The sequence below is a fragment of the Paracoccus gahaiensis genome (assembly GCF_005048225.1).
GTDB lineage: Bacteria > Pseudomonadota > Alphaproteobacteria > Rhodobacterales > Rhodobacteraceae > Paracoccus > Paracoccus gahaiensis.
This window is the reverse complement of sequence record NZ_SUNI01000031.1, coordinates 1-22,989: the sequence shown is the minus strand read 5'-3', so window position 1 is coordinate 22,989 and position 22,989 is coordinate 1. Positions and strand designations below refer to the sequence as shown.

Annotated in this window: 25 protein-coding genes; 6 read left to right on the top strand and 19 right to left on the bottom strand. The window is 64.2% G+C overall.

Annotation, left to right across the window (positions count from 1 at the left end):
* On the top strand, window positions 1–347 hold a 347-nt coding region (locus tag FA743_RS18535; protein WP_246055049.1), incomplete at its 5' end, for a LysR substrate-binding domain-containing protein.
* 145 nt (window positions 348–492) lie between these two features.
* Here FA743_RS18535 and FA743_RS18530 read toward each other — a convergent pair.
* From FA743_RS18530 to FA743_RS20505, 3 genes are all read right to left on the bottom strand, one after another.
* Window positions 493–981: a GNAT family N-acetyltransferase gene (locus tag FA743_RS18530; protein WP_136887559.1), complete on the bottom strand. Its 489-nt coding sequence runs from the start codon at window positions 979–981 to the stop codon at window positions 493–495.
* A 112-nt stretch (window positions 982–1,093) separates the two neighbouring features.
* On the bottom strand, window positions 1,094–1,357 hold the full coding sequence (locus tag FA743_RS20510) for an MBL fold metallo-hydrolase (protein WP_246055048.1): 264 nt from the start codon (window positions 1,355–1,357) through the stop codon (window positions 1,094–1,096).
* A gap of 93 nt (window positions 1,358–1,450) precedes the next feature.
* Complete coding sequence (locus FA743_RS20505) at window positions 1,451–1,720, bottom strand: MBL fold metallo-hydrolase (protein ID WP_211242321.1); 270 nt, start codon at window positions 1,718–1,720, stop codon at window positions 1,451–1,453.
* A 10-nt stretch (window positions 1,721–1,730) separates the two neighbouring features.
* Here FA743_RS20505 and FA743_RS18520 point away from each other — a divergent pair, with 10 nt between their 5' ends.
* Window positions 1,731–2,159, top strand: a complete 429-nt coding sequence (locus tag FA743_RS18520) for a LysR substrate-binding domain-containing protein (protein WP_211242320.1) — start codon at window positions 1,731–1,733, stop codon at window positions 2,157–2,159.
* A gap of 101 nt (window positions 2,160–2,260) precedes the next feature.
* Here the strand turns inward: FA743_RS18520 and FA743_RS18515 are convergent, their stop codons facing one another.
* Complete coding sequence (locus tag FA743_RS18515) at window positions 2,261–3,013, bottom strand: helix-turn-helix transcriptional regulator (protein WP_136887557.1); 753 nt, start codon at window positions 3,011–3,013, stop codon at window positions 2,261–2,263.
* Window positions 3,014–3,084: 71 nt separating this feature from the next.
* Between FA743_RS18515 and FA743_RS18510 the strand changes: the two genes are divergently transcribed.
* Window positions 3,085–3,651 (top strand): glutathione S-transferase family protein, encoded by a 567-nt coding sequence (locus tag FA743_RS18510; protein ID WP_136887556.1) that lies wholly within the window; start codon window positions 3,085–3,087, stop codon window positions 3,649–3,651.
* 234 nt (window positions 3,652–3,885) lie between these two features.
* Window positions 3,886–4,416 (top strand): histidine phosphatase family protein, encoded by a 531-nt coding sequence (locus FA743_RS18505; RefSeq protein WP_246055046.1) that lies wholly within the window; start codon window positions 3,886–3,888, stop codon window positions 4,414–4,416.
* A gap of 419 nt (window positions 4,417–4,835) precedes the next feature.
* Here FA743_RS18505 and FA743_RS18500 read toward each other — a convergent pair whose 3' ends face one another.
* Genes FA743_RS18500 through kdpF form a run of 6 tightly spaced genes read right to left on the bottom strand, consistent with a single transcriptional unit; the run spans window position 4,836 to window position 12,660 of the window.
* The gene (locus FA743_RS18500) at window positions 4,836–5,525 is read right to left on the bottom strand and encodes a response regulator (protein WP_136887554.1); all 690 of its coding nucleotides are present in this window, start codon (window positions 5,523–5,525) and stop codon (window positions 4,836–4,838) included.
* Entirely contained in the window at window positions 5,522–8,203 is a 2,682-nt protein-coding gene (locus FA743_RS18495) for a sensor histidine kinase (RefSeq protein ID WP_136887553.1), read from the bottom strand. Before FA743_RS18495 ends, FA743_RS18500 begins: the two co-directional genes overlap by 4 nt.
* 3 nt (window positions 8,204–8,206) lie before the next feature.
* The gene (kdpC, locus tag FA743_RS18490) at window positions 8,207–8,797 is read right to left on the bottom strand and encodes a potassium-transporting ATPase subunit KdpC (protein WP_136887552.1); all 591 of its coding nucleotides are present in this window, start codon (window positions 8,795–8,797) and stop codon (window positions 8,207–8,209) included.
* Window positions 8,798–8,807: 10 nt separating this feature from the next.
* Complete coding sequence (kdpB, locus tag FA743_RS18485) at window positions 8,808–10,847, bottom strand: potassium-transporting ATPase subunit KdpB (protein ID WP_136887551.1); 2,040 nt, start codon at window positions 10,845–10,847, stop codon at window positions 8,808–8,810.
* A 9-nt stretch (window positions 10,848–10,856) separates the two neighbouring features.
* Window positions 10,857–12,560, bottom strand: coding sequence for a potassium-transporting ATPase subunit KdpA (kdpA, locus tag FA743_RS18480; RefSeq protein WP_136887550.1), 1,704 nt, complete (start codon window positions 12,558–12,560; stop codon window positions 10,857–10,859).
* 13 nt (window positions 12,561–12,573) lie between these two features.
* A complete protein-coding gene (gene kdpF, locus FA743_RS20970; protein WP_136887562.1) occupies window positions 12,574–12,660 on the bottom strand; it encodes a K(+)-transporting ATPase subunit F in 87 nt (28 codons plus the stop codon).
* 489 nt (window positions 12,661–13,149) lie between these two features.
* On the opposite strand from kdpF, the gene FA743_RS18470 reads away from it, so the two are divergent.
* Window positions 13,150–13,782 carry a tyrosine-type recombinase/integrase gene (locus FA743_RS18470; RefSeq protein ID WP_136887549.1) on the top strand — a complete coding sequence of 211 codons (633 nt, stop codon included), beginning with the start codon at window positions 13,150–13,152 and terminating at the stop codon, window positions 13,780–13,782.
* Between the two features lie 430 nt (window positions 13,783–14,212).
* On the opposite strand, the gene FA743_RS18465 is transcribed toward FA743_RS18470, so the two are convergent.
* The 9 genes from FA743_RS18465 to FA743_RS18425 form a co-directional block, all read right to left on the bottom strand.
* Window positions 14,213–14,626, bottom strand: a complete 414-nt coding sequence (locus tag FA743_RS18465; protein WP_136887548.1) for a DUF350 domain-containing protein — start codon at window positions 14,624–14,626, stop codon at window positions 14,213–14,215.
* A gap of 391 nt (window positions 14,627–15,017) precedes the next feature.
* A complete protein-coding gene (locus FA743_RS18460) occupies window positions 15,018–15,506 on the bottom strand; it encodes a gluconokinase (protein WP_169308943.1) in 489 nt (162 codons plus the stop codon).
* Window positions 15,503–16,774 carry a TRAP transporter large permease gene (locus tag FA743_RS18455; protein ID WP_136887547.1) on the bottom strand — a complete coding sequence of 424 codons (1,272 nt, stop codon included), beginning with the start codon at window positions 16,772–16,774 and terminating at the stop codon, window positions 15,503–15,505. Before FA743_RS18455 ends, FA743_RS18460 begins: the two co-directional genes overlap by 4 nt.
* Window positions 16,771–17,256: a TRAP transporter small permease gene (locus tag FA743_RS18450; protein WP_136887546.1), complete on the bottom strand. Its 486-nt coding sequence runs from the start codon at window positions 17,254–17,256 to the stop codon at window positions 16,771–16,773. Before FA743_RS18450 ends, FA743_RS18455 begins: the two co-directional genes overlap by 4 nt.
* Before the next feature lie 54 nt (window positions 17,257–17,310).
* Entirely contained in the window at window positions 17,311–18,333 is a 1,023-nt protein-coding gene (locus FA743_RS18445; RefSeq protein WP_136887545.1) for a DctP family TRAP transporter solute-binding subunit, read from the bottom strand.
* Window positions 18,334–18,371: 38 nt separating this feature from the next.
* Entirely contained in the window at window positions 18,372–19,235 is an 864-nt protein-coding gene (locus tag FA743_RS18440) for an NAD(P)-dependent oxidoreductase (RefSeq protein ID WP_136887544.1), read from the bottom strand.
* The gene (locus tag FA743_RS18435; protein ID WP_136887543.1) at window positions 19,232–19,525 is read right to left on the bottom strand and encodes a putative quinol monooxygenase; all 294 of its coding nucleotides are present in this window, start codon (window positions 19,523–19,525) and stop codon (window positions 19,232–19,234) included. Before FA743_RS18435 ends, FA743_RS18440 begins: the two co-directional genes overlap by 4 nt.
* A complete protein-coding gene (locus FA743_RS18430; protein ID WP_246055045.1) occupies window positions 19,522–20,913 on the bottom strand; it encodes an NAD(P)H-dependent oxidoreductase in 1,392 nt (463 codons plus the stop codon). The genes FA743_RS18435 and FA743_RS18430 overlap by 4 nt, the downstream gene beginning before the upstream one ends.
* A 145-nt stretch (window positions 20,914–21,058) precedes the next feature.
* On the bottom strand, window positions 21,059–21,970 hold the full coding sequence (locus FA743_RS18425) for a LysR substrate-binding domain-containing protein (protein ID WP_136887542.1): 912 nt from the start codon (window positions 21,968–21,970) through the stop codon (window positions 21,059–21,061).
* A 900-nt stretch (window positions 21,971–22,870) separates the two neighbouring features.
* On the opposite strand from FA743_RS18425, the gene FA743_RS18420 reads away from it, so the two are divergent.
* On the top strand, window positions 22,871–22,989 hold a 119-nt coding region (locus tag FA743_RS18420), incomplete at its 3' end, for a transposase (protein WP_169308942.1).

Below are 22,989 nucleotides of genomic sequence, written 5' to 3'. Positions count from 1 at the left end.
GAGATTGCCTCCGCGTGCGCCTGCCGAACGGCGCGCTGTTCCGCTGGTCCTTCGAGCGGGCCGGAGAGGTGGTCCAGATCGAAGCACAGGGTCGCCTGACCTTGGACGAGGCCGCCATCGCCCGCACGGCCGTCCTGGACGGCGCCGGCATCGGGTTCTTCATCGAGCAGGACGTGGCGGATGACATCGCTGCCGGGCGGCTGACCCGCCTGCTGGACGACTGGACCCCGCCGCGACCGGGCTTCAGCCTGTATTACCCCGGCAGGCGCTACCCGTCGGCGGGATTTTCGGCATTCCTCGCCATGGTGAGAGACGCGGCCGCGAAGGATGGGACGATCGGCAGATGAGCTAGAGAACGGCCCCCGTCCTGCCGGTCAGGTCTTGATGGGCGCTGCAGTGCAGCTTCCCCGCACTGGACGTTGGAGCACGGCGCAGCGAGATTGAACCGGCAGCATGTCCTACGGGGGGCGAAGCCGCCGCTTGAAAGTTTTCCTACCGTTTCGCAGCCATGGGAAGGATCGTGCCCCATTCGGTCTTCCGAACTGATCCAACGACGATGAAGCCAAGCTTCTTATAGACCGCTATAGCTCGCTTATTCATCGGGTGCGGGTCGGTCGCAACGACCGGGGCCCCATCTTGGAAGAGGTCTTGCATTCGCTGCCGGATAAACGCTAATCCGTGTCCAAGCCCGGTCATCTCGGCTTTTCCGATATACTGATCTATTCCCCGTGACCCCGCGGGAAGGCCCGCAAAATGGTGGTTGGCCCAACCGTGAACCGTGTAGTCCTGCATGAAGGCGAAGGGCCTGTTTCCGATGGAAACGATACACCGTGTGACACGCGGATCACGTAAATCCGCTTCGCCATAGGGCTCGGCCGCGTCCCACCACTCCAGAACATGCTGATTAGACTGCCACGCCTTCAGCAGAGGGAGATCGCCCAGTGTCACTCTGCGAAACCTGTAGGCGTCGGGCGCGGTCATCTGACTATCCTAGCGGATTATCCGGGGGAAGATAAAAGCTTCTTGCGTCAATGCTCGCGCGACCTTTCCCCTGACCGGGCACCGCCGCGGAGGGTGATGCCCGATCCGGTGATCAATAGCTGGCGCTGTAGACCAGCGGCACCCAATCGTAATTCGTCTCGTCACGCCGCACATGGCCGATGCCCGGAAAGGCGTGGTGCGCGCCCGCGACCAGATATCCTCGGTCGGCAGCCTCGGCAAAGGCCGCGGCGCGGGTGATGGCGGCGGCGGGCTGGTCGATGTCGAACTCGACCGTGATCTCGGGCCGGTCGAATTGCAGCACGTCGCCATGGGCAATGTCGCCCCAGAAGACCAGCGTCTGGCCACCGCTCTCCACGACGATGGCACTATGGCCGGGCGTGTGCCCCGGTCGCAGGACCGAGCCGAAGCCGGGCAGCGGCGCCGCGTCATCGGCAAAGGTCTCGAACTGTCACGCATCGACATAGGGGTCGATGTTCGCCTGCGTGATCTGCGGCCCGAGCGCGGCATCCGCCTGCGCCTCGGCGCTCGCCTGCAGCCAGGACTGCGCCTCGCGCGTGTTGACATGCAGAACGGCGTTCTCATAGACGCGGCGGCCCTCGGTCGTCAGCCCTCCGGAGTGATCGGCATGGATATGGGTCAGGATTACGTCGTCGATCTGATCCGCGCGATAGCCCGCGGCCTCGATATTCCTGACCAGCCTGCCAGGGGTGGGGCCCATTAGCGCGTCCGTGCCCGAATGCTGCTTCAACCCGGTGCTGCTGCCGCTGACAGGTTTGGTCAGCCGCGACGTCTATCTGTCGGCACAGCATGCCGTGATCTCGCAGAACGAAACCCTGCATGGCTGCATCAAGGAGGCGCTGAAGATGGCGGGCGTGGATCTTGACGTGGTGATGGCCGCCCCCGGCTTCATGCATCTTCTGGCCGCCGCACAGGCCAGCCCGGTCGTGGCGACCGTGCCCCGGCGCATCGCCGAGCGCTACGGCCCGCTTCTCGGGCTGGAGGTCAGTCCGCTGCCCTTCGCGCTGTCGCTGCCCCCGGTCAACATGGTCTGGGCCGCCCACGCGGACAGCGATCCTGCCAATGCCTGGCTGCGCCAGCAGGTCCGGGCCGTCCTTGTCGACACGGCGACGTCGACCGGGATGCGGGCTGACGGGTAACGATGCCGGTCGGCAGCGCGGCGTCCATGTTGCAAAAAAGGTCCGACCGGCGCCGCTTTCTCCCCCCAACCCTCGGCACCTGAGCCGGTTGTTGCGGCCTTCTATGAAGACGACGACGAGCCCGGCTCTCGGGGGCACGGCGTTTCCTTGTCCGCCGGCTGATCTGCCGTTTCATCGCTCCGACGTGTTCTGAAACCGCGCAACAGCTCGACGCGGCGTGGGCGGAAGCTGGTTCCCCCCGGTCGCAAGGCCTCGATCCGGGCGACATGGAAAAACCGATAGTCCTGGCGCATCTGGCAAAGCCCCAAAAGCAGCAGCGCCTCGGGACTGTAGGACATGGCAAGCGGCCAGACCTCGCGTTCGGTCATCTGGTTCCTGAGATCGCGATAGCGGATCCACAGGCTGGTCTCCTCCCAGCAGGCCTGTCGCAACAGGTCCATGTCGATCGCCACTTCGGGACGCATGTCGGTCGGACGCCAGGTCCGCATCACGCTGTGCATCGCCTGCCGTGCCTGACGATCCGGCAGGGTCGCGATGATCCGCGCCACCGCATCGCGGCCGGCGCGCTCCAGAGTCGCGTCGCCAAGATGGCGCAGGCTGCCGATCGCCAGCATCAGAGCCTCGATCTCCAATCGCGAAAAGCTCTGCGGTGGCAGGACGGGGTCTTCGGTCAGCGCATATCCGACGCCTGCCGCACCGTCGATCAGGGCTCCGCCGGCCCGAAGCGTGGCAATATCGCGGTAAAGCTGCCGGCGAGAGATCTCGGTCTCCTCAGCCAGCCGTGCGGCAGTCACCGGGGCGGGCAGCCGTCGCAGCACCGTCATGAGGCGCATCAGCCTGTCCTGGCGTGCCATCTTGATGCTGCCTCGTTCTGTCAGGAGGCCAAAGCTATAACAGGCGTAGTGAAACCGGAAGGATATCCGACATGCCCGTTCTCTATCATGCCCCCCAATCGCGATCCGACACGATCGCCACCCTCGTCCGGATGCTGAAGGCCGACATCGACATTCGCGAGGTCACCATCCCACGACAGGACGGTTCCGGCCAGCCTGATCCCAACAATCCGCATCCCGAGAAGAAAGTCCCCTATCTTGTCGATGGCGCCGAGACGCTGCGCGAGCGCGGGGCGATCATCGTGTATCTGACCGATGCCTATCCAGACGCCAAGCTCGGCCCTTTGCCCGGCGAAGTGGGACGCGGCGCCTATCTGTCGTGGCTGTTCTACTATCAGGGCGTGATGGAGCCCCTGACCATCCTGCACTGGGCGCAATTGAGCCACCCCGCAATCACCGCCTCGCTGCGCGACATCGACGCGATGACGACCCGATTGACCGAGGCGCTTGAACCGGGGCCGTATCTGCTGGGGGACCGGTTCACGGCGGCGGACATGCTGTGCAGTTCGCCGTTTCACTGGTTTCCGGACCTCATGCCCGAGGTGTCGGCGATCCGGGATTGGGTCGCCCGATGTGCGGAACGCATGCAACGGCGATGAAAATGCAAAGGCCCTGGCAACTCAGCCGGGGCCGCGCAACTGAAAATTCAGGATGTCTGCAGTGACCATGACCCGGAGATCTCGCCCTGCTGAACTGATCTCACATTGACCCGCGACAGGCCCGGGTTGAATGTCCCGAGCAGCGCAAAATTAACGACCCAGTCCATCATGCCTCAAACCGTTCGCTATCTGACCCACCCCGCAGGTTCTGATCAAGCCGCTGAAGGACGTCCGGTGCTGGTCGCTGAGCCCGGCAGGCCGCGAATGTGTGCGGCCTTGGCCACGCGGCTCGGAGCCCTTTCTGGGACACGCAGGGTCGTCAGCAGCGATGAGACCAAGGCGATCGAAACCGCCTCGCCTCTGGCCCGGGCCTTGGGCGTGACACTGGAGATCCGGCCCAAGATGCATGAGAATGATCGCAGCGCGACGGGTTTCCTGCCCCCAAGCGAATTCGAGACGGTGGCCGATCAGTTCTTTGCCGAACCCACGAAAAGCGTGCGCGGGTGGGAGACGGCGGAGGATGCGCAACGTCGCATCGTGACCGAGGTCGAAGCGTGTCTTGCAGGTCCGCAAGAGGGCGACGTTCTTGTTGTCGGCCATGGCGGTGTCGGCACCCTGCTGTTCTGCGCCTTATCGGGCAGCGGGATCGATCGATGCTTCGATCAGGGGCCCGGAGGTGGCGGCTGCTGGTTCGCGTTCGACGCCCAAGACCGGATGCCGCGACGAGGGTGGCAACCGATGGAAGCGCTGATGATAGACGCGTAGGGCCTTCCGTAGCGGGCCAAATCGCAGCATCATCCCACTAGGGCTTTCTGGAAAGATAAGGTCAACAACGCAGGCGGCCCTTTGCGGTCGGTCGTAATTCATGCGGTGCTGCGATGCAGCTTTCCCAAACCGGACGTTGGCGCGAGATTCAGTGAGATCAGTCTGCCGGCATATTGTTTGCGGAAAGGCGGTGCAGCTCGCTGCGCGGAGCATTGCAGCCAATCCCGAATGCCAAAAGCAACGACAAGGACGACATTCGAAAGCTTGCGTGGCATATGATTAATCCGGCCCGCAGGGAAATGCGGTAATGACGTCTCACTCGCCGATCTACTGCTTGCCGGTTGTAGTAAAGTGTCCTTATGTGATGAGAGCGAGGGTTTCGTCTGAATACCCACATTCAGGCAACCTGACGGCTTACGTCAGCCGCTCGCGAACCGGTAACCAACGCCGGCTTCGGTAAAGATGAACTTCGGGTTTCCGGCATCATCGCCAATCTTGGCCCTGAGTTGGCGGATAAAGACACGCAGATACTGACTGTCTTCCAGATGAGCAGGGCCCCAGACCTGTTCTAACGCCATCCCTTGCGTGACCAGCCGACCGGCATTCGATGCCAGAAGCCAGAGCAGGTCGAATTCCTTGCGGGTTAGGTGGATGGCCGATCCCGCCTTCAAGACGCTGCGGGTCGCGGCGTCGATGGTCAGATCGGCGACATGAAGCACGGCGCCCTGCGGCGTGGCCGTCGCCCGATCGCGCAGAAGTCCGCGCAGGCGTGCAAGCAATTCACCGATGCTGAATGGCTTTGTCATGTAATCCTGCGCGCCCGCATCCAGAAGCGCGACCTTGTCACCCTCGGACGCGCGGACAGACAGGACCAGAACCGGGACCTGGCTCCAGTCGCGTAGGCGGGCAAGAACCTCGAACCCGTCAATGTCGGGCAACCCCAGGTCCAGGATCACCGCTTCCGGGGTGATCATAACGGCGGCTTCGATGCCTGCCCGGCCCGAGGCCGCCTCGGTGACGTGATGGCCCTCGGCCTCCAGCGCCACGCGCAGGAAACGGCGGATCGGTGCCTCGTCGTCGATGATCAGGATGCGGGCGGGTAGGGTCATGCAGGAGTGTCCTTTGCAGACAGGGGCAGAGTCAGGGTCATGCGTGTGCCGCGGCCTTCAGCCTTTGCCGCATGTGCTGAAATCCGCCCGCCATGAGCCTCGACAATGCCCCGTGCGATGGCAAGACCGAGACCGGTGCCGGCTCGCTGACTATCGCCTTCGCCGACGCGATAAAACATGTCGAAAACTTTCTCGCGCGCGTCAGCTGGTATGCCGGGGCCATCATCGATGACCGAAAGCTTGGCCGATCCGTCCTCGGCATGTGCTGTCACATGAATCGAACTGCCATCCGGCGCATATTTTGCTGCGTTATCCAGCAGGTTCATCACAACCTGCTCGATCAGAAGAGGATCGACCAGAACTGTGGGGATGTCGACGGGCACGGTCACTTCGATTTGGTGCCTGCTGAGTGCATTCCGCAGGCGGTGGCGCGCGCTTCCTGCAATTTCGCGCAAATCGGCGGGCACGCGCTTTGGAACCAGTGCCCCATGGCCGAGACGGGTCATGTCCAGCAAATTCTGGATGTAACGGTCCAACCGCTCGCCTTCCTCTCGGATTGTCTCGGCCATTGTCGCCCGGGCGGGGGCTGACAGCTCCAAAGTCGGATCAGCCAATGACGACGCAGCACCAATGATCGACACCAGCGGCGTGCGCAGATCGTGGCTGACCGAGGAGAGCAGCGCCGCCCGCAGGCGTTCCGCCTCGGAGGTGACCAGTGCCTGTTCCAAATCGCTTTGCAGCGCGATGCGTTCCAACGCCACACCGATTTGGTCGGTCATGGCGTCCATTAGACGGCGATCCATGGGCGCAAGGCTGCGCCCGTCCGGAAAAGCAATGCCCAAGACTGCCTGACGCTTGTTACCCTTGCCCACGGGCACGAACAGCCAACGGCTGGCAGGCAGGGTGCCCGAGCCGCGCCCGGCATCCTCGCCATGCGTCCAGGCATAATCGGCAGCAGAGGCATCACGAAGATCCAATGTATCGCGTGCTGGTTCGGCAGCCTCGATCACCGGGCGGCCCAGGGGGCCGGGTCGCATCAGCACCGTGTCGCAGCCCAAGGCAGCGCTGACATGGCTGGTGGCAGCGTCCAGCACAGCGACCGAGGAGCCCGCACCCGCCACCTGACGTGCGAAATCGTAAAGCAGGTTCGTTCGCATGGCGATGTCGCGCTGTGCCATGGCACGGTCGCGCAGGCGCGCGGCCAGGTTGCCGGTTAGCGCCGATGCGACAAGGAACAGCACCAGCGTCATGATCTGGTCTTGGCGGATCACGAAAAACGTGTTGCGCGGATCGGTGAAGAAGAAGTTGTAGGTCAGGAAGCTGAGAAAGGATGCGTAAAGCGAGGGCCACAGCCCCTGCCGGACCGCAACCACGATCACACCGGTCATGAAGATCAGCGACAGGGAGGTGACCGGAAAGATCCGGTCCGAGGCCAAGGCCAGAAGGCCCGCCGCGAGCACCGTCAGCGTCGCCTTGCCATAGGCGCGCGGATCGCGGTCGACCGACCAGACCCGGATCGGCGCGGGGCTGCGGCCCCGGTCGGGGTCCGAGACGACCGTCACCTCGAAATCCCGGCCCTGGTTTGTGACGGCGCGGGCGACGTCCTCGCGGCCGATGCGGCGCCACCACGGTCGGGGGCGCGCGCGGCCCAGCAGGATGCGGCTGACATTGCGGCGCCGCGCATAGTCCAGGATCTCATCGGCAATGGGTCCTGCCGCGTGCAGTGTGGCGACCTCGGCGCCCAACCGGTCCGCCAGACGCAGGGCTTGCGCCAGGGCATCGCGATCCGCCTCGGGCAGTCCGGACGGGGTGGCCGAGGTGACGGTCACCGCGATCCAGTCCACCCGGGCGCGATCCGCCATCCGCTTGGCGGTCCTGACCAGCGTGCGCGCGACCGGGCTTTCCGTCAGCGCGACCAGGATGCGCTCCTGCGCGGGCCATGGGCCACCAATGGCATTGGCGCGCATGTGTTCCTGCAACTGCGCGTCCACCCGGTCGGCGGCGGCGCGCATGGCCATTTCGCGCAGGGCCGTCAGGTTGCCCTTGGAGAAGAAGTTCTGAACCGCCCGCGCGATCTGATCCTGGACATAGACCTTGCCCGCGCGCAGCCGCGCGATCAGCTCTTCGGTCGGTAGATCGACCAGCTCGACCTCGTCGGCGCGGTCCAGAACGGCGTCGGGCACCGTCTCGCGCACCCGCACGCCCGAGATGCGCGCCACGCGGTCGTTCAGCGTCTCCAGATGCTGGACGTTCATGGTGGTCAGCACGTCGATCCCGGCGGCCAGAACCTCCTCGACATCCTGCCAGCGCTTGTCGTGGCGGCTGCCGGGGATGTTGCTGTGGGCCAGCTCGTCGATCAGCGCAAGCTGAGGGCGGCGTTCCAGCAGGGCCTCCAGGTCCATCTCGTGCAGGATGCGGTCGCGATAGAACTGCGCGCGCTTCGGCAGCAGGTCCAGACCCTGCAGCAGCGCCTCGGTCTCGGCGCGGCCATGCGTCTCGACCACGGCCGCCACGACATCCGCGCCATCGGCGCGCAGGCGGCGGGCGGCCTCCAGCATGGCATATGTCTTGCCCACGCCGGGGGCGGCGCCCAGAAAGATCTTCAGCCGCCCGCGCCCCTCGCGTCTAGCCTGCGCCAGCAGCGCGTCGGGTTCGGGGCGCAGATCGGTCGCCGTCATGGATCAGCCTTCGGTTGCCGGACCAGTGGTGCCTTGCGGCAAGGCCGCGTCAAGCGCCAGATTGACCAGCAGCACATTGACGCGCGGTTCCCCGAACAGGCCCAGCCAAGGGGCCTGCGTCTGCGCGTCGATCAGCGCCCGAACCTCGGCTACCGGGACACCCCGCGCCTCGGCAATCCGGCCTGCCTGCGCGGCGGCATTCTCGGGCGAAACATGCGGGTCCAGTCCGCTGGCCGAGGTGGTCACGGCATCTACGGGCACGCGATCGGTGTCGTTTTCGGCGGCATAGGCCGAGGCGCGCGCCGTCTGGTCGGCCAGCATCGGCGCGCTGGTCGGCCCCAGATTGGACGCCCCCGCCGCGGCCGCGTCGTAATCGACCGCCGAAGGGCGCGGGTGCAGATAGCCGGGCGTGGCGAAGGCCTGCCCCACCAGCGCCGAGCCGACGATCTGGTCCTCGCGCGTGATCAGGCTGGCATTGGCCTGTGCGGGCATCAGCGCCTGTCCCAGCCCGGTGATGGCCAGGGGGTAAGCCAGCCCGGTCAGCCCGACCATCAGGCCGAGGGTGACAAGAGCGGGGCGGATATGGTCGTTCATGGGGTTCCTCTTACACCAAACCCAGGGCGTTCACGGCCGCGTCGATGACCTTGATGCCCAGAAAGGGAACGATCAGGCCGCCAAGGCCATAGATCGTCAGATTGCGCCGCAGCAGCGCAGCGGCGCTTGAGGGCGCATATTTCACGCCGCGCAGCGCCAGCGGGATCAGCGCCAGGATGACCAGCGCGTTGAAGATCACCGCCGACAGGATCGCGCTGGAGGCGCTTTGCAGCCCCATCAAGTTCAGGACCGCCAGCCCGGGATAGGCCGCGATGAACAGCGCGGGCAGGATGGCGAAATACTTGGCCACGTCATTGGCGATGCTGAAGGTGGTCAGCGCGCCCCGACTGATCAGCAGCTGCTTGCCGACCAGCACGACCTCGATCAGCTTAGTCGGGTCGCTGTCCAGGTCGATCAGGTTCGCAGCCTCCTTGGCTGCCGAGGTGCCCGAGTTCATCGCGACGCCCACATCGGCCTGCGCCAGCGCGGGCGCGTCGTTGCTGCCATCCCCACACATTGCAACCAGCTGGCCCTTGGCCTGCTCACTTCGGATCAGCTCCAGCTTGGCCTCGGGCGTGGCCTCGGCCAGGAAATCGTCAACGCCGGCCTCGGCGGCGATGGCGGCGGCGGTCAGGGGGTTGTCGCCCGTGATCATCACCGTGCGGATACCCATGGCGCGCAACTCGGCGAACCGCTCGCGCACACCGGGCTTGATAATGTCCTTGAGATGCACGGCGCCCATGATGCGGTTGCCTTGCGACACCAGCAAAGGCGTGCCGCCCGACCGTGCGATCTGATCGACAGAGGCCGCAAGGCCGGCATCCATCGCGGCGCCGGTCTGGCGCAGGATCGCCTCGACCGAGCCCTTGCGCAGCTGCGTGCCATCGGTCAGGTCCGCGCCCGACAGGCGGGCTTGGGCCGAGAACGCGATGGCCTCCGCCACATCCGCCATGGCGGCATTGGCGCCGGGCAGCTTGCGCGCCAGCTCGACGATCGACTTGCCCTCGGGCGTGTCGTCGGCGCGGCTGGCGACCAGGGCCGCGCGGGCCAGTTCGGCCTCGCTGACGCCCTGCGCCGGGATCAGCGCATCGGCCATGCGGTTGCCAAAGGTGATCGTGCCGGTCTTGTCCAGCAGCAGCACGTCCACGTCGCCCGCGGCCTCGACCGCCCTGCCCGACTTGGCGACCACATTTGCGCGGGCCAGACGGTCCATGCCGGCGATGCCGATGGCCGACAGAAGCCCGCCGATGGTGGTGGGGATCAGCGTCACGAACAGCGCCGCCAGAAACACCACCGGGATCGATGTGCCGGAATAGCGGGCGAAGGGCTCCAGCGTGACCACGACCAGCAGGAAGATCAGCGTCAGACCCGCCAGCAGGATGTTCAGTGCGATCTCGTTCGGGGTCTTGGCGCGTTCGGCGCCCTCGACCAGCGCGATCATGCGGTCAAGGAAACTGCGCCCCGGCTCGGACGTGACGCGCAGCACCAGCCAGTCGGAGACGATCCGCGTGCCGCCGGTGACCGAGCTGAAATCGCCGCCGGATTCGCGGATCACCGGTGCGCTTTCGCCCGTGATGGCACTTTCATCGACCGAGGCGACGCCCTGCACCACATCCGCATCCGCCGGGATGATGTCGCCCGCGACCACCAGCAGGATCTGGCCCCGCTTCAAGGTGGCGGACGAGACCATCGTGGCGCTGTCATGAGCGCTGTCGGGGCTGGCCAGGACGCGGACCATGGTGTCCGTCTTGGTCGCGCGCAGGCTGTCGGCGCGCGCGCGGCCGCGACCCTCGGCCAGCGCCTCGGCGAAGTTCGAGATCAGGACCGCGGCCCACAGCCAGACGGCGATCTGCACGGCCGCCCCGGCGCCGGGCACGCCGGTCGCCAGATCGCGCAGGCCAAGGAGGGTGACCATCGCCGCCACCACGGCGGTGGCGAAGATCACCGGGTTCTTCAGCAGCAGTCTAGGCGCCAGCTTGGCCAGCGCCTGACGCGCCGCCGCCGGGGCCAGCGCCGTCATCGACGGCACGGGAAGGGATTGCTTGGACATGGGATTTCCTCAGAAACTTTGCCCGCCCAGCATCGACACATGCTCGGCGATGGGGCCCAGGACCAGGGCCGGAAAGAAGGTCAGCGCGCCCAGGATCAGCACGGTGAGCGTCAGCAGCACCACGAACAGCGGGCCATGCGTGGGGAAGGTGCCTGCGGTCGCCGGCGCCGGGGTCTTGACCGACAGCGCGCCCGCCACGGCCAGCATCGGGATGATGATCGCATAGCGTCCCAGCAGCATGGCGATGCCCTGCAGGGTGGTGTGGAACGGCGCCGCTGCCCCGTAGCCTGCAAAGGCCGAGCCGTTGTTGCCGGTGGCGGAACTGTAGGCATAGAGGATCTCGGACAGGCCATGCGGCCCGGCATCCTGCACCGCGCTCAGTGCCGAGGGCACCGTGGCGGCCAGCGCGCCGAAGACCAGGATGCCCACCGGCATCGACAGGAAGGCCAGCACGGCCAGCGTGACCTCGCGCCCCTCGATCTTCTTGCCCAGGTATTCGGGCGTGCGCCCGACCATCAGCCCGGCCAGGAACACCGCCAGCACGACATACAGCAGCATACCGTAGAAGCCTGCGCCGACGCCGCCGAAGATGACCTCGCCGATCTGCATGTTCAGCAGCATGACCAGGCCCGACAGCGGCATGAAGCTGTCATGCATCGCATTGACCGAGCCGTTCGAGGCTGCCGTGGTCGACTGCGCCCAGAGCGCGGAGAGCGTGGCGCCAAAGCGGACTTCCTTGCCCTCCATGTTCGGGCCGGTGATGCCGGTGGCCTCGGTCAGCAGCGGATTGCCCGCCTGTTCGGGGGCATTGATCAGCAGCAGGCCCGCGACGAACAGCACGCCCATGGCGGCAAAGATAGCCCAGCCCTGACGGCGATCGCCCACCATGCGGCCGAACAGGAAACAGAACGCGACCGGGATCAGCAGGATATAGACCGACTGGATCATGTTCGACAGGATCGTCGGGTTCTCCAGCGGATGGGCCGAGTTCACGCCGAAGAAGCCGCCGCCATTGGTGCCCAGCTGCTTGATGGCGATCTGGCTGGCAGCGGGGCCTTGGGCGATGACCTGCTGCGCGCCCTCCAGCGTGGTGGCGCGCACATAGGCGCCAAGCGATTGCGGCACGCCCTGCCAGATCAGCACCACAGCGGCGAGGATCGACAGCGGCAGCAGCACGTAAAGCACCGACCGGGTCAGATCGACCCAGAAGTTGCCCAGCTTGCCGGTGCCGGTCGCGACAAAGCCGCGGATCACAGCCACAGCCACGGCCATGCCGGTGGCGGCCGAGACAAAGTTCTGCACGGTCAGCCCGACCATCTGCGCCAGATAGGACAGCTGCACCTCGCCGGAATAGGCCTGCCAGTTGGTATTGGTGACAAAGCTGACCGCCGTGTTGAACGCCAGATCCGCCGATATCGGGCCGATCCCCTCGGGGTTGCCCGGCAGCATCCCTTGCATCCGCAGGACGGCGTAGAGGAACAGGAAGCCGGCAAGGTTGAAGACCAGAACGGCCATCGCATAGCCCGTCCAGCCCTGGACCCGCTCCGGGCCGGTGCCGGCGGCGGACAGGAAGGCCCGCTCCACAGGCGCGATGACAGGGGTTGTCCAAACGCGCTGACCAGAAAAAACGCGGTGCATGTAACCTGCCAGCATCCAGGCAAGTCCCACCGTCACCGCAGCATAGAGAGCAAAAACCAGATAATCAGATGGCATCTGAGCCCCCCGATCAGAAACGGTCAGGGCGCATAAGCGCCGTGACCAGATAGCCGAAAAGCCCTGCCGCTACGGCAAGGCCGATGATCAGATCGAACATCTAGGCCCCCGTCACATGCGGGCCAGCGCGTGGATCCCGGCCATGAAGGCCAGAAAGCCACCCGCGCCAAGCGTCAGGTAGATGATGTCGGACATGGGAAACCCCGTAATGATTGTTGTTGTCCGACATTCCTCCAAGGCCGCGTAAGGATGCTATGCAGCATCCGGGCTACACGCGTAAAGGACGCGTAAAGATCAAAAGGAGCACAAACCGCGCTGCGGTGTCGAACGGTAGGAATAGGCCGCGTAGTCTTGTTGCGCCTGCGTTCCATGCAAGAGCGGCGAATGTGTCTGATGGGCTTTTTACGTCGATCTACGTCGCCCGTGGCGGAAACAGCTTCTTCGGGAACGATCCACACACAAGCGGCGAGCTCGGATATCCAAGGCCGCTACGCCGCCCATTATTCATGGGTCCTGATTGATTGTCGTGTTACAATCCGGCGTCGGCAGGGCCGAGGACGTGGTGGGTTCGGAGGACGGGAGAGACACCATGTCCATCGTAACCCTGCCAGCCCTTAGTTTCGTTCGCGCGCCGTGGAACAAGGGGCGCATCGTCGGCCAGAAGCGCCCACTGTTGCCGAAGCATGTCTGGTCCATCCGTGTTCGGCTGGAAATGGCGGAAAACACGCGTGATCTCGCGCTGTTCAACATGGCCATCGATAGCAAGCTCCGGGGCTGCGATCTCGTCTGCTTGAAAGTGAACGACGTCTATGCTGCGGGCCGCGTCAAAGATCGTGCCGCGGTCACGCAAAGCAAGACCCGCAAACCTGTCCGCTTCGAGATCACCGAGACTACGCGCCTGTCCCTGGAGCGATGGATCAAGGATCCGGAAATGATCGGCTGCGAGTATCTCTGGCCAAGTCGGGTCCACTCCAACCCCCACCTGTCCACCCGTCAATACGCACGCATTATGCGCGAATGGGTGCTATCCATCGAGCTTGAACCCAGTGCATACGGGACGCATTCGATGCGGCGCACGAAGGTCGCCCAGATCTACAAGAAGACAGGCAACCTTCGCGCCGTCCAATTGCTCTTGGGGCATACCAAGATGGACAGCACGGTAAGATATCTAGGTGTCGATCTGGATGATGCGCTGTCCCTGTCGGAGGGTATCGACCTTTGAACGCTGCTTGGTCGGCTGAGGTCGGCCAAGCCTTCAGCCAAGAACTTCGTGTAGCCGCAGACAAGCAGATCGCAACCTTCGCGCTACGCTGGAGCAATGTGGACGCATTCGCCGGATCAGACTTCATTGCCGGCCTGACTTGGCCAGCAGAGGGCGCGGCACCGCTGCGTTGTAGCGACGCCGGACCGGGCGCCCAGACCTGCCGCCGCCATATTGTCCAGACAATGTCTGTCGTGCGGGACGAAGCATCATCAATCCCGAGCCTGACAAATCGGTGGAAGATGAAGCCATACCGCAGCTGCACCATGCGGGCATACCCTATCGAAGATAGCGGTCTGGTCTGTCACATCGGAGAGCTTGCAAGCAGCAGGTGCCGGACCGCCTGTGGCAGACTAAAGGCCTGATCGGGAGCGGCCGATGAAGACGAGCCTCAATAAGTCATGGCCGCAGCATTGAGAAGGCCCACCGACAGACTTGCTGCCGCGAGGTGCATCGCGGCTGCGGTCTCACCCTGCTCGATCCGGGTCACAATATCGCGGTGGAACAGGCGAAAGACCAGAAAGCAGAGGATCTGCAGGACGCCGGCCACCACGCCCCAGACCACGACATCGAGAAGGCTGATGGAGTTCTGGACCGCCGAGGCGATCGGCAGCACGAAGCCAATCATGGCGCCGCCGTAGGAAATCGACGCGGCAGGATTGTTGGCGCGGATCAGCGCGTGCTCGTCATGGGGCGTCACCATCGCGTAGATCTTCATAAAAGCCAGGAACAGGCCTATCGCGACCCCCATGTAAAGAAGGAAGGCTGGGAGACCTGAGACGGAGGCGAGGAGAGCATTGTCCATGTTCGACAGTCCTTTGCGATGATACCATAAGCATAGAGCATCGGCCTTCCAGCCAGAACCTCGTCTTTCATCGATCTGCCGAGAGGCAAGGCAAGCCGGAGATGTCGCGTTCAGGGATCTGCGCGCGGTCGGAGGCTTCGACCGGAGCAATCGGCCGTTCTCGTCGACACAAGGCTCAGCTGTCCTTGTGTCGCTTTAACGTCCGCTTTGGTCTGATGCCGCGGACGCCACGCAGCGCCGCCGCGAGTCTGCTTTCCGCCCCTTTCGACGGTCAGACTTGCTTCGGCGCGGCCGGCCCAAAGCAGTCGTTCAGCCCATATCAGTTGCTGCGACGCAGCTTCCCCAAACCGGAGGCCCCTGGTTTCTGCAGCCTTCTCGGCTGAACAGCTCGCTATTTTCCAACTAATGAAACGATCGCCTCCACGATTTCTGCCGTCGGCGGCGCGATGCCAACTCTGAGATGCCGTTCATCCCGTCCCGGCTCTTCCAGCGTCGCAACCTGGCTGTCAAAAAGGGCGATCGGCATGAAGTGGCCATTGCGGTGGCGCATTCGCTCGATCAGGATCTCTCGCGTGCCGTGCAGGTAGATGAACAGCACATCTCCCGGCGCAACCTCACGCAACAGGTCGCGGTAACGGCGGCGAAGGGCCGAGCACGCCATAACGGTGCCGGGTCGAAGCTCAGCGCCAACCGCGCGCAACCACGGCTTACGATCGAAATCCGTCAAGGGCTCTCCATGGACCATTTTTGCGATGTTGGCCGGTGGGTGCAGTTCGTCACCATCGCGAAAGTCCAGACCCAGCCGCGCGGCGAGCACTTGACCAACCGTGCTTTTGCCACAGCCTGAGACGCCCATTACGACATAGGCGACGCCTGTCATGTCAGCAGCCATACCGGCCACAGGACGATTTGCGGTAGTGCGGCGACGATCACCAGCACGATGATGTTGATGACGTAGAACGGCAGCGCTGCGCGGACCAGCGCCTGCATCGGCAGGCGGGCGACGTAGGCAGTCGCAAACAAGCAAGTTCCCACGGGCGGCGAGGCGAGACCCACGGCGAGCGCCGCGCTCATGAACACGAGGAAATGCATCGGATCGACGCCAGCCTGCACGGCTGCGGGCAACAAAACCGGGATCAACATCAGCGCGGCGGCGACGATGTCCATCAGCATCCCGACGATCAGGAAGACGATGCCCATCAGGATCAGCACCATGAAGCCCGAGGCGTCGAAGAAGGCCAGAAGAGAGGACGCCTTCCGCGGCAGCTGATCGATGGTGAAGATATAGGTCGCAGCGCTGGCGACCATCAGGATCAGCAGAACTGCTCCGGCGGTCCGCCCCGCCCCAATCGCCAGCTCCAGCATGTCGCGCCAGCCGATCTCACGATGGATTAGCCCCGCGATCAGCAGCGTATAGAGGACGGCAAGACCCGCCGCCTCGGTCGGCGTGACGATGCCCGAGAACATGCCCGTCAGGATGATGATCGGCGCTCCAACCGAGGGCGCGGCGCGCAGCAGCGCCCGGACTGCCTGTCGCCCGTCCCAGGCCATCCGCGCACCATAGCCATTCCGACGAGAGATCCAGTAGTTGTAAAGCGCCAGCGCCACCGCCAGAAGGATGCCCGGACCAAGGCCGCCGGCCAGCGCGCCCCCGACCGAAAGCCCCGCAGCCGAGGCCGCGATGATGATCAGGATCGAGGGTGGCACCAATGTCGCGAGCGTGGCGGTGATCAGCGTCAGCGCGGCTGAATAGTCCAGCGGATAGCCGCGAGAGGTCATTGAGCGGATCGTGATCGGCCCGAGGCTTGCGATATCGGCCACTGATGATCCCGAGATGCCGCCGAAGACGAAGGACGAGGCGATGTTGACCTGTCCGAGCCCGCCGCGGAAGCGGCCGATCAGGGATTGCGCAGCGTCGAATATTCGCTCGGACAGACCGCCGCGTTCCATGATCAGGCCAGCCATGATGAACAGCGGCACGGCGATCAGCAGGAACGAGTTAATAGACGTGGCCATGCGCTGCGTGATCATGCTGATTGGCAGCTCGAACCACCACAGGACCGACAGCGTTCCGAGGCCGAGCGCCACCGACAGGGGCACGCCAAGGATGGCAAGGGTGAAGAAGACGGCAAGAAGCGTGAGGCTCATGGCGCGGACTCCGTCGGGGGTGGGGACAAGGGGCGCAGGCTGTCCAGCAACGCCCCAAGGATCGCAAGGCCCGAGCCCAAGACCAGCGGCAACGTCGCCCACCACATGCCGACCTGCAGGATCGGGGATTGCTCACCGAAGCGGATCTGCTGGTTCAGAAGCGACCAGCCGTGCCAGCCGACAACCGTGAACAACGTGACGCAGGCCAGAACCTGAGCAATGCGCATGATCAGCAGCAATAGGCGTGGCGCGGTCTCGGGGATCAGCTGCAGCGATGGGTGCGCCCCGGTGCGGAACGAGGCTGCAAGCCCCATCCAGATCGTCCATATGAACAAGAAACGCGACAACTCTTCGGTCCAAGGCACCGAGATGCTAGCTAGGCGCGAGCCGACCTGCAAAGAGATCAGCGCTACCATTCCCAACACCGCGAGCAGGATCACGACATCCACGGCGCGCCATATCAGTCTGTCCAGTCCAGTCATCCCATCCCTCCCCCTGATGCTCCCGCCGCACAAGGTGCGGCGGGCAAAATGCTGTTACTGCTGGACGAACTCTAGACTTCTTGTCATGAACTCGGCGCCGATCTGCTCTTCGAACTGAGGATAGATGCCACGTGCGATCTCCTGCACGCGGGCCAACTCGCCCTCGGCGAATTCGTTGACCTGCATCCCCTGCTCTTGCAGTTGGGCGATGATGTCCTGTTCGGCCGCGATCTCTTCGGCGTCATGTTCGGCAATCATCTCGCCGGCTGCTTCCTGAACGGCGGCTCGGTCGTCCTCGGGGATGCGTTGCCAAGCGCTGTCAGACAAGGCCAACAGAAAGCTGTCAGCGACATGCCGGGTCATGTTCAGGTGCCCCTGCACCTCGGAGAAGCGATTGTTCAGCGGCACCTCGACCGGGTTTTCCTGCCCGTCGATGGCGCGCAGTTGCAGCGCCGAATAGACTTCCGAAAAGGCCATCGGCGTCGGGTTCGCGCCGAGCGCCTCAAACAGCGCGACGAACAGCGTGTTGTTCGGCGTGCGCAGGGTCAGGCCGCTGAAGTCCTCGGCCGTGGTGATCGGGGTCTCGCGCGTGGTCACGTTGCGGAACGTCCGTAGGAAGAAGCCAAGGCCGTGGATGCTGAGCCGGTCCAGAGAGCCTTTCAGCTCGTCGCCGGGTTCACCGCCCAAATAAGCCTGAAGCTGGTCGTAATCCTCGAAAAGATAGGGCAGCGAGATGGCGTTCATCCGCGGCTCGAACGAGGCATAGACTGAACTGGCCAGGATCAGGCCGTCCAGCGCACCCGAGCCAAGCTGGTTGATCGCGGCGTTCTGATCGCCCCCGAACAGGACGCCATCCGGAAAGACCTCGATCGTGACCTCGCCCTCGGTCTTCTCGGCGACCAGTTCGGAAAACCGCGTCGCCGCGCGCCCGACCGAGCTGGTGGCGGGGTCCGGCACTGCAAGCCGGAGTGAAACCTCGGCCAAAGCTGCCCCCGGCAGCGTCGTCAAGGCGGTGCCAATCAGGGCCATCGCGGCCAGGCTGCGCGTCAGGGCGCGGCGGGTTGTGGTGAAAGTCATGTCGTCTCCTCCCCAGGTATTGCGGGCGAATGCCCTTGTCAGTCCGTCAGTCCATTGCGCCGCCGCAGTTCCAGCAGCAGCGCCGCGTGGTCCAAGTCGCCCCCTCCATGAGCTATGAGGTCCGTGAAAAGCTGATGCGCCAGGTTCAGGACCGGCAATTCAAGGCCCAGGCCTATGGCCACCTGCCGCGCGGCTGTGGTGTCCTTCAGTTGGTAGCGCGCAGGCCCGCCGGGCACGAAGTTGCGCTCGATCATGCGCTGGCCGTGCAGTTCCATGATGCGCGACGCCGCAAAGCCGCCCATCAGCGCCTCGCGGACACGAGCCGGATCGGCTCCACCCGCCTCGGCTAGGATCATGGCCTCGGCCACGGTGGCGATGGTGCTGGCGACGGTGATCTGGTTGATCAGCTTGGTCAGGGCGCCGGTGCCGGGTGGGCCGATATGGACGACCCGGCCCAAGGGCTCCAGCAGGGGCTGGGCGGCTTCGATGTCCGCGGCCATCCCTCCTGCCATGATCGACAGCGTGCCGGCCTCGGCTGCGGGCGTGCCGCCTGATACGGGCGCATCGATCCAGCGCAGGCCCATTCCCGTGGCGATGGTCGCAAATTCCAGTGCCTCGGGATGGCTGATCGAAGACATCACGATCAGCAGCGCCCCTGGTTTCAGCTGTGCGGCGGTGCCTTGTTTGAACAGCACATCCCGGCAGGCGGGACCGTCTGACAGCATCACGATGCAGGCCACCGCGCCATCCGCCGCGTTGATGGGCGTCGCGGCCACCCAAGCGCCCGTGGCCTGCGCCTTGTCCGTGCTGCGGTTCCAAGCGCGGACCTCCGCGCCCGACGCCACGAGATTACGGCACATCGGCGCGCCCATCAGTCCGGTCCCGAGGAACGCGACCGTCATGATGCGACCCGCTTGAGAAACTGGACCGGCCCCTCGGTACAAAGATGCAGGCTGTCGCGAAAGGCCGCGAGATGCGGCGTCTCAAGATGCCGGTCGAACGCGGCGCGGTCGGTATAGACCTCGTAAAAGATGACCCGCACTGGCGAACTGGTGCGGTCCACCGCGATGTCGAACTGCAGGCAGTCGGGCTCATCCGCCAGCGAGGCGAACGCATCAGCCTGTGCAGCAGTCAGGAAGGCATCCAAATTGCCTTCCCCGACCTCGAAGGATGGCAGCACCACATAGCTCATGCCGCGCGGACCTGCTCGGGCGCCATCGTGCGCTGCTGTTCCTGGCGGACCTCGACCACGTCCAGATCATCGACCATGTCGACATCGTCGAAGGTCACAATCTGGTCCTGCGGCACATCCCGCTTCAGCTTGACCTTGTGTGCCAGCCCAATGGGCAGCGCATTGATCCGCGTCGACAGCGTCGCCGGAACCGCCTTGGCCCAGGTCGCAAAGCCACCCTCGCCATCCAGCCAGTCGCCAGCCTTCAGGTTGCTCTTTGCCGTCGCCACGGCGTCGCCGCGGAACTCGACCGCCGTGCCCGTGGGCTCGCCGCGCAGGCAGGCCGAGAGGACCGAGACGGACGTTTCCAGCCCGATCAGATGGAAGGGCCGCCACATCGAGCCATACCAGCCGCTGTCATCCGTCAGCAGGCCGTATTGCGCAAAGCACTGGCGCGTGTATTCGTCGGGGGCCCGGAAGGTCACGAACATGCCGTATTGGATGTTGTTCATCACCACGCGCCCATCCGGCTCCCGGCTGGCTGCAATGTCCGTCAGACCCGCGCGCGGCAGCCTGCCGCCATCAGCTTCCGGTTTGAAAACCTGTGCAAGATCCTGCAACCCCGCCGGATAGAAAGCCAGACCGTCATCGGGGCAATCCAATCCCGTCCCGTTAGCGACTGCCGCCATCTCGATCGCGGCCTTGGTGCCGTCGGTGAACGAGTTATACATCTTAGGATTGAAATCACCCGCGGCCACGAATTCATCCGACCAGCCGAAATAGCTCCAGACCGTGTCCGGGGTGGAGTAGCGATAGGGCGGGCGGAAATTCATTCCCTTGCCGGCCGACACCAGCTCGAAACCCGACGAGCGGACCCAGTCCACCAACTCGCAGCAGAATGCCGGCTGATCGCCATAGGCCATGGAATAGACGACGCCTTTCTGGCGCGCACGCTGTGCGAGGATCGGGCCGCACATCACGTCGGCCTCGACGTTGACCATCACGATATGCTTGCCCGCGTCGATCGCCATGATGGCGTGGCGCACTCCGGCAAGCGGATGGCCGGTCGCTTCGATGATGCACTCGATCCCGTCGAAGGCGCACAGTGCCGCTGCGTTGTCGGTGACGAAGGTCCGCCCGCTGTCCATCGCGTCGCCGAAGGAGGTCGCGGCGTATTCTTCACCCTCCCAGCCCGTTCGGGCCAGCGACCCGCGCACCTTGCCCACGTCCAGATCCGCCACGGCGACGATGTGATAGCCGGGAATCTTGCGCGCCTGCGCCAGCACCATCGAGCCGAATTTCCCCGCCCCGATCAGACCGACCCGGATCGGGCGGCCGGCTTCGTGGCGCTTCGCAAGCATGGATGAAAGGCTCATGTCGGATCGTCCTCTGTCGGCGCTTTTGCGCATATGGCTGGACGGGGGACGGGCAGCGGGCCGGGCATGGCCCCATGCGCCATGCGCCGGGTCCCTGCGATCGATCCTTGGGCTCCTCCCCCATTGCAGCCATGTTAGGACGGACGCGGGCAAAAAGAGAGATTACTCTTTCTTTTTGTCATTTAAGATATTCTAAGCTGTTGGCTGGACTGGTCTGTCTCCACTCGGCTGCCTCCTCTCGCAGCCATTCGATCAGGCGTGTCACGCGGTGACGCTGCAGATTGGAACGCGGACAAACCAGCCATTGCGTTGCCACCTGCAACAGCGGCGTCTGCGCGACCGGCACGACCAGCCGCCCCGCTATCAGTTCCGCTTCGATCATCAACTCGCTTTCCAGCGCAACGCCATGGCCCAGACATGCCGCATCGATCGCCATATGCGAGCGGTCAAAGGACAGCCGTGCCTCGGCGACCGCCCCCAACTCCTGCGCCTCGGCCCAGGCCTGCCACTGAACCTGCGCCTTGACCGATCGGATGCGCGGCAGGCGCAGCAGGTCGGCCGCCGACAGTGACGCCGCGCCGGCCACGTCCGGCGCGCAGACGGGCACAAAGCGTTCCTCGGTCAGCGGTTCGGTATAAAGGCCCGGCCATCCACCCAGTCCGTGCCGGATCTCCAGGTCCACATTGTCGCGGGCGAAGTCCACCGGCTCGTTGGTGCCATCAATCCGCAGGTTCGTGTCCGGCATCCTTTCCATGAAGCGCGTCAGCCGTGGGAGTAGCCATTTGGAGGAAATCGTGGGCGTCGCGCGGATGATCAGCGTCGCCTGCTGCTGACGCCCCTGCATTGCGTCGGTCGCCCGCATGATCCCCTCGACCTTGTCCGAGATCATCTCGAAATACCGCTCGCCGGCCTCGGTCAGCCCGACATTGCGCCCGCGTCGCGTGATGAGTGTCGTGCCGATCTGTTCCTCCAGCGCCTTGAGTTGCTGGCTGACCGCTGAAGGCGTCACGTTCAGCTGCGCCGCCGCCCCTACGATCGAGTTGAGCCGCGCGACATGGTAGAAGACGGCTATGGCGCGAAATGGTTGCATGAAGGCCTGTGGTGAAACGCTGATCAAACCGATTGTGGACCTTTGGTCAGGGCTGTCCAGTGGGCGATCATTGCGCCTCCACGTGGCAACGCGGAGGATTACGATCTCTTTAGCCGAACTGCGCGAAATAAAGGGTAGGGTTGGTCGAGCCTCGTTGCCTGTTCGCTGCGGCCTTGGGCACCGGGCAGCACCGCAATACCTTCGCACCTATTGAGCCACTGGGTCGGAGCACAGACGGCCGAGGCTGTTTAAAAACTCGACCAAGCGCGGGTGACCCCGGAACGACGTTCTCACGCAGGCGCGGCGGCGAGATTTTCTTTTGATTCTGGCCGCCGCAGACGGATTCAATAGTAAAATATTCTCCGCAGATTACCGAATTTGGAGTTTTCACACACCCTCGGCCCTTAGCTGCCGGAAACACTGTCCGAGCACTGCGCGGCGGCGTTCTCGAAGCGGTCATTCGGCGTGTTGCGCTGAAATTCTGCAAGCGAAGGGTCAATGCTTGAAACAAAGCTGCCGGTCGCACGTACACTATTGTGCTACCTTCTGTTTCGTCGGGATTTCCTATGAGTAATTTATCTGCCCAAGTCTACTTCGACGCTTCTGCAGCTTTGCAGCGAAGCAGTTCTTCGCAACGCAAATGAGATGCTCGCTAAAGCCTCGCTTTTGCGTGACCATGACTACATGGCACGAGCCTATTTCTTTGGGGTGGCATGGCTGAGGGAGCGGGCAAAGCTGTCCGCCGTCGAGCGATTTGGAACAGACGGGCTGATTTTGGAGCGGAAAGTTCGGTTTCATCTGACTCAGGTTATGCTGTCCGACGCTGATGGCGGTGACCTGCCCCCCGGAACGTCCCTCGGTTTGATGTAGAGTTTGCTTCATCACGAAGGAGCATACGATATGAGGAAAAGCCGCTTCACCGAGGCGCAGATCATTGGGATGATCAAGGAGCAGGAAGCCGGGATGGCGACGGCGGAGGTCTGTCGCCGTCACGGTCTCAGCCCGGCCACGTTCTACAA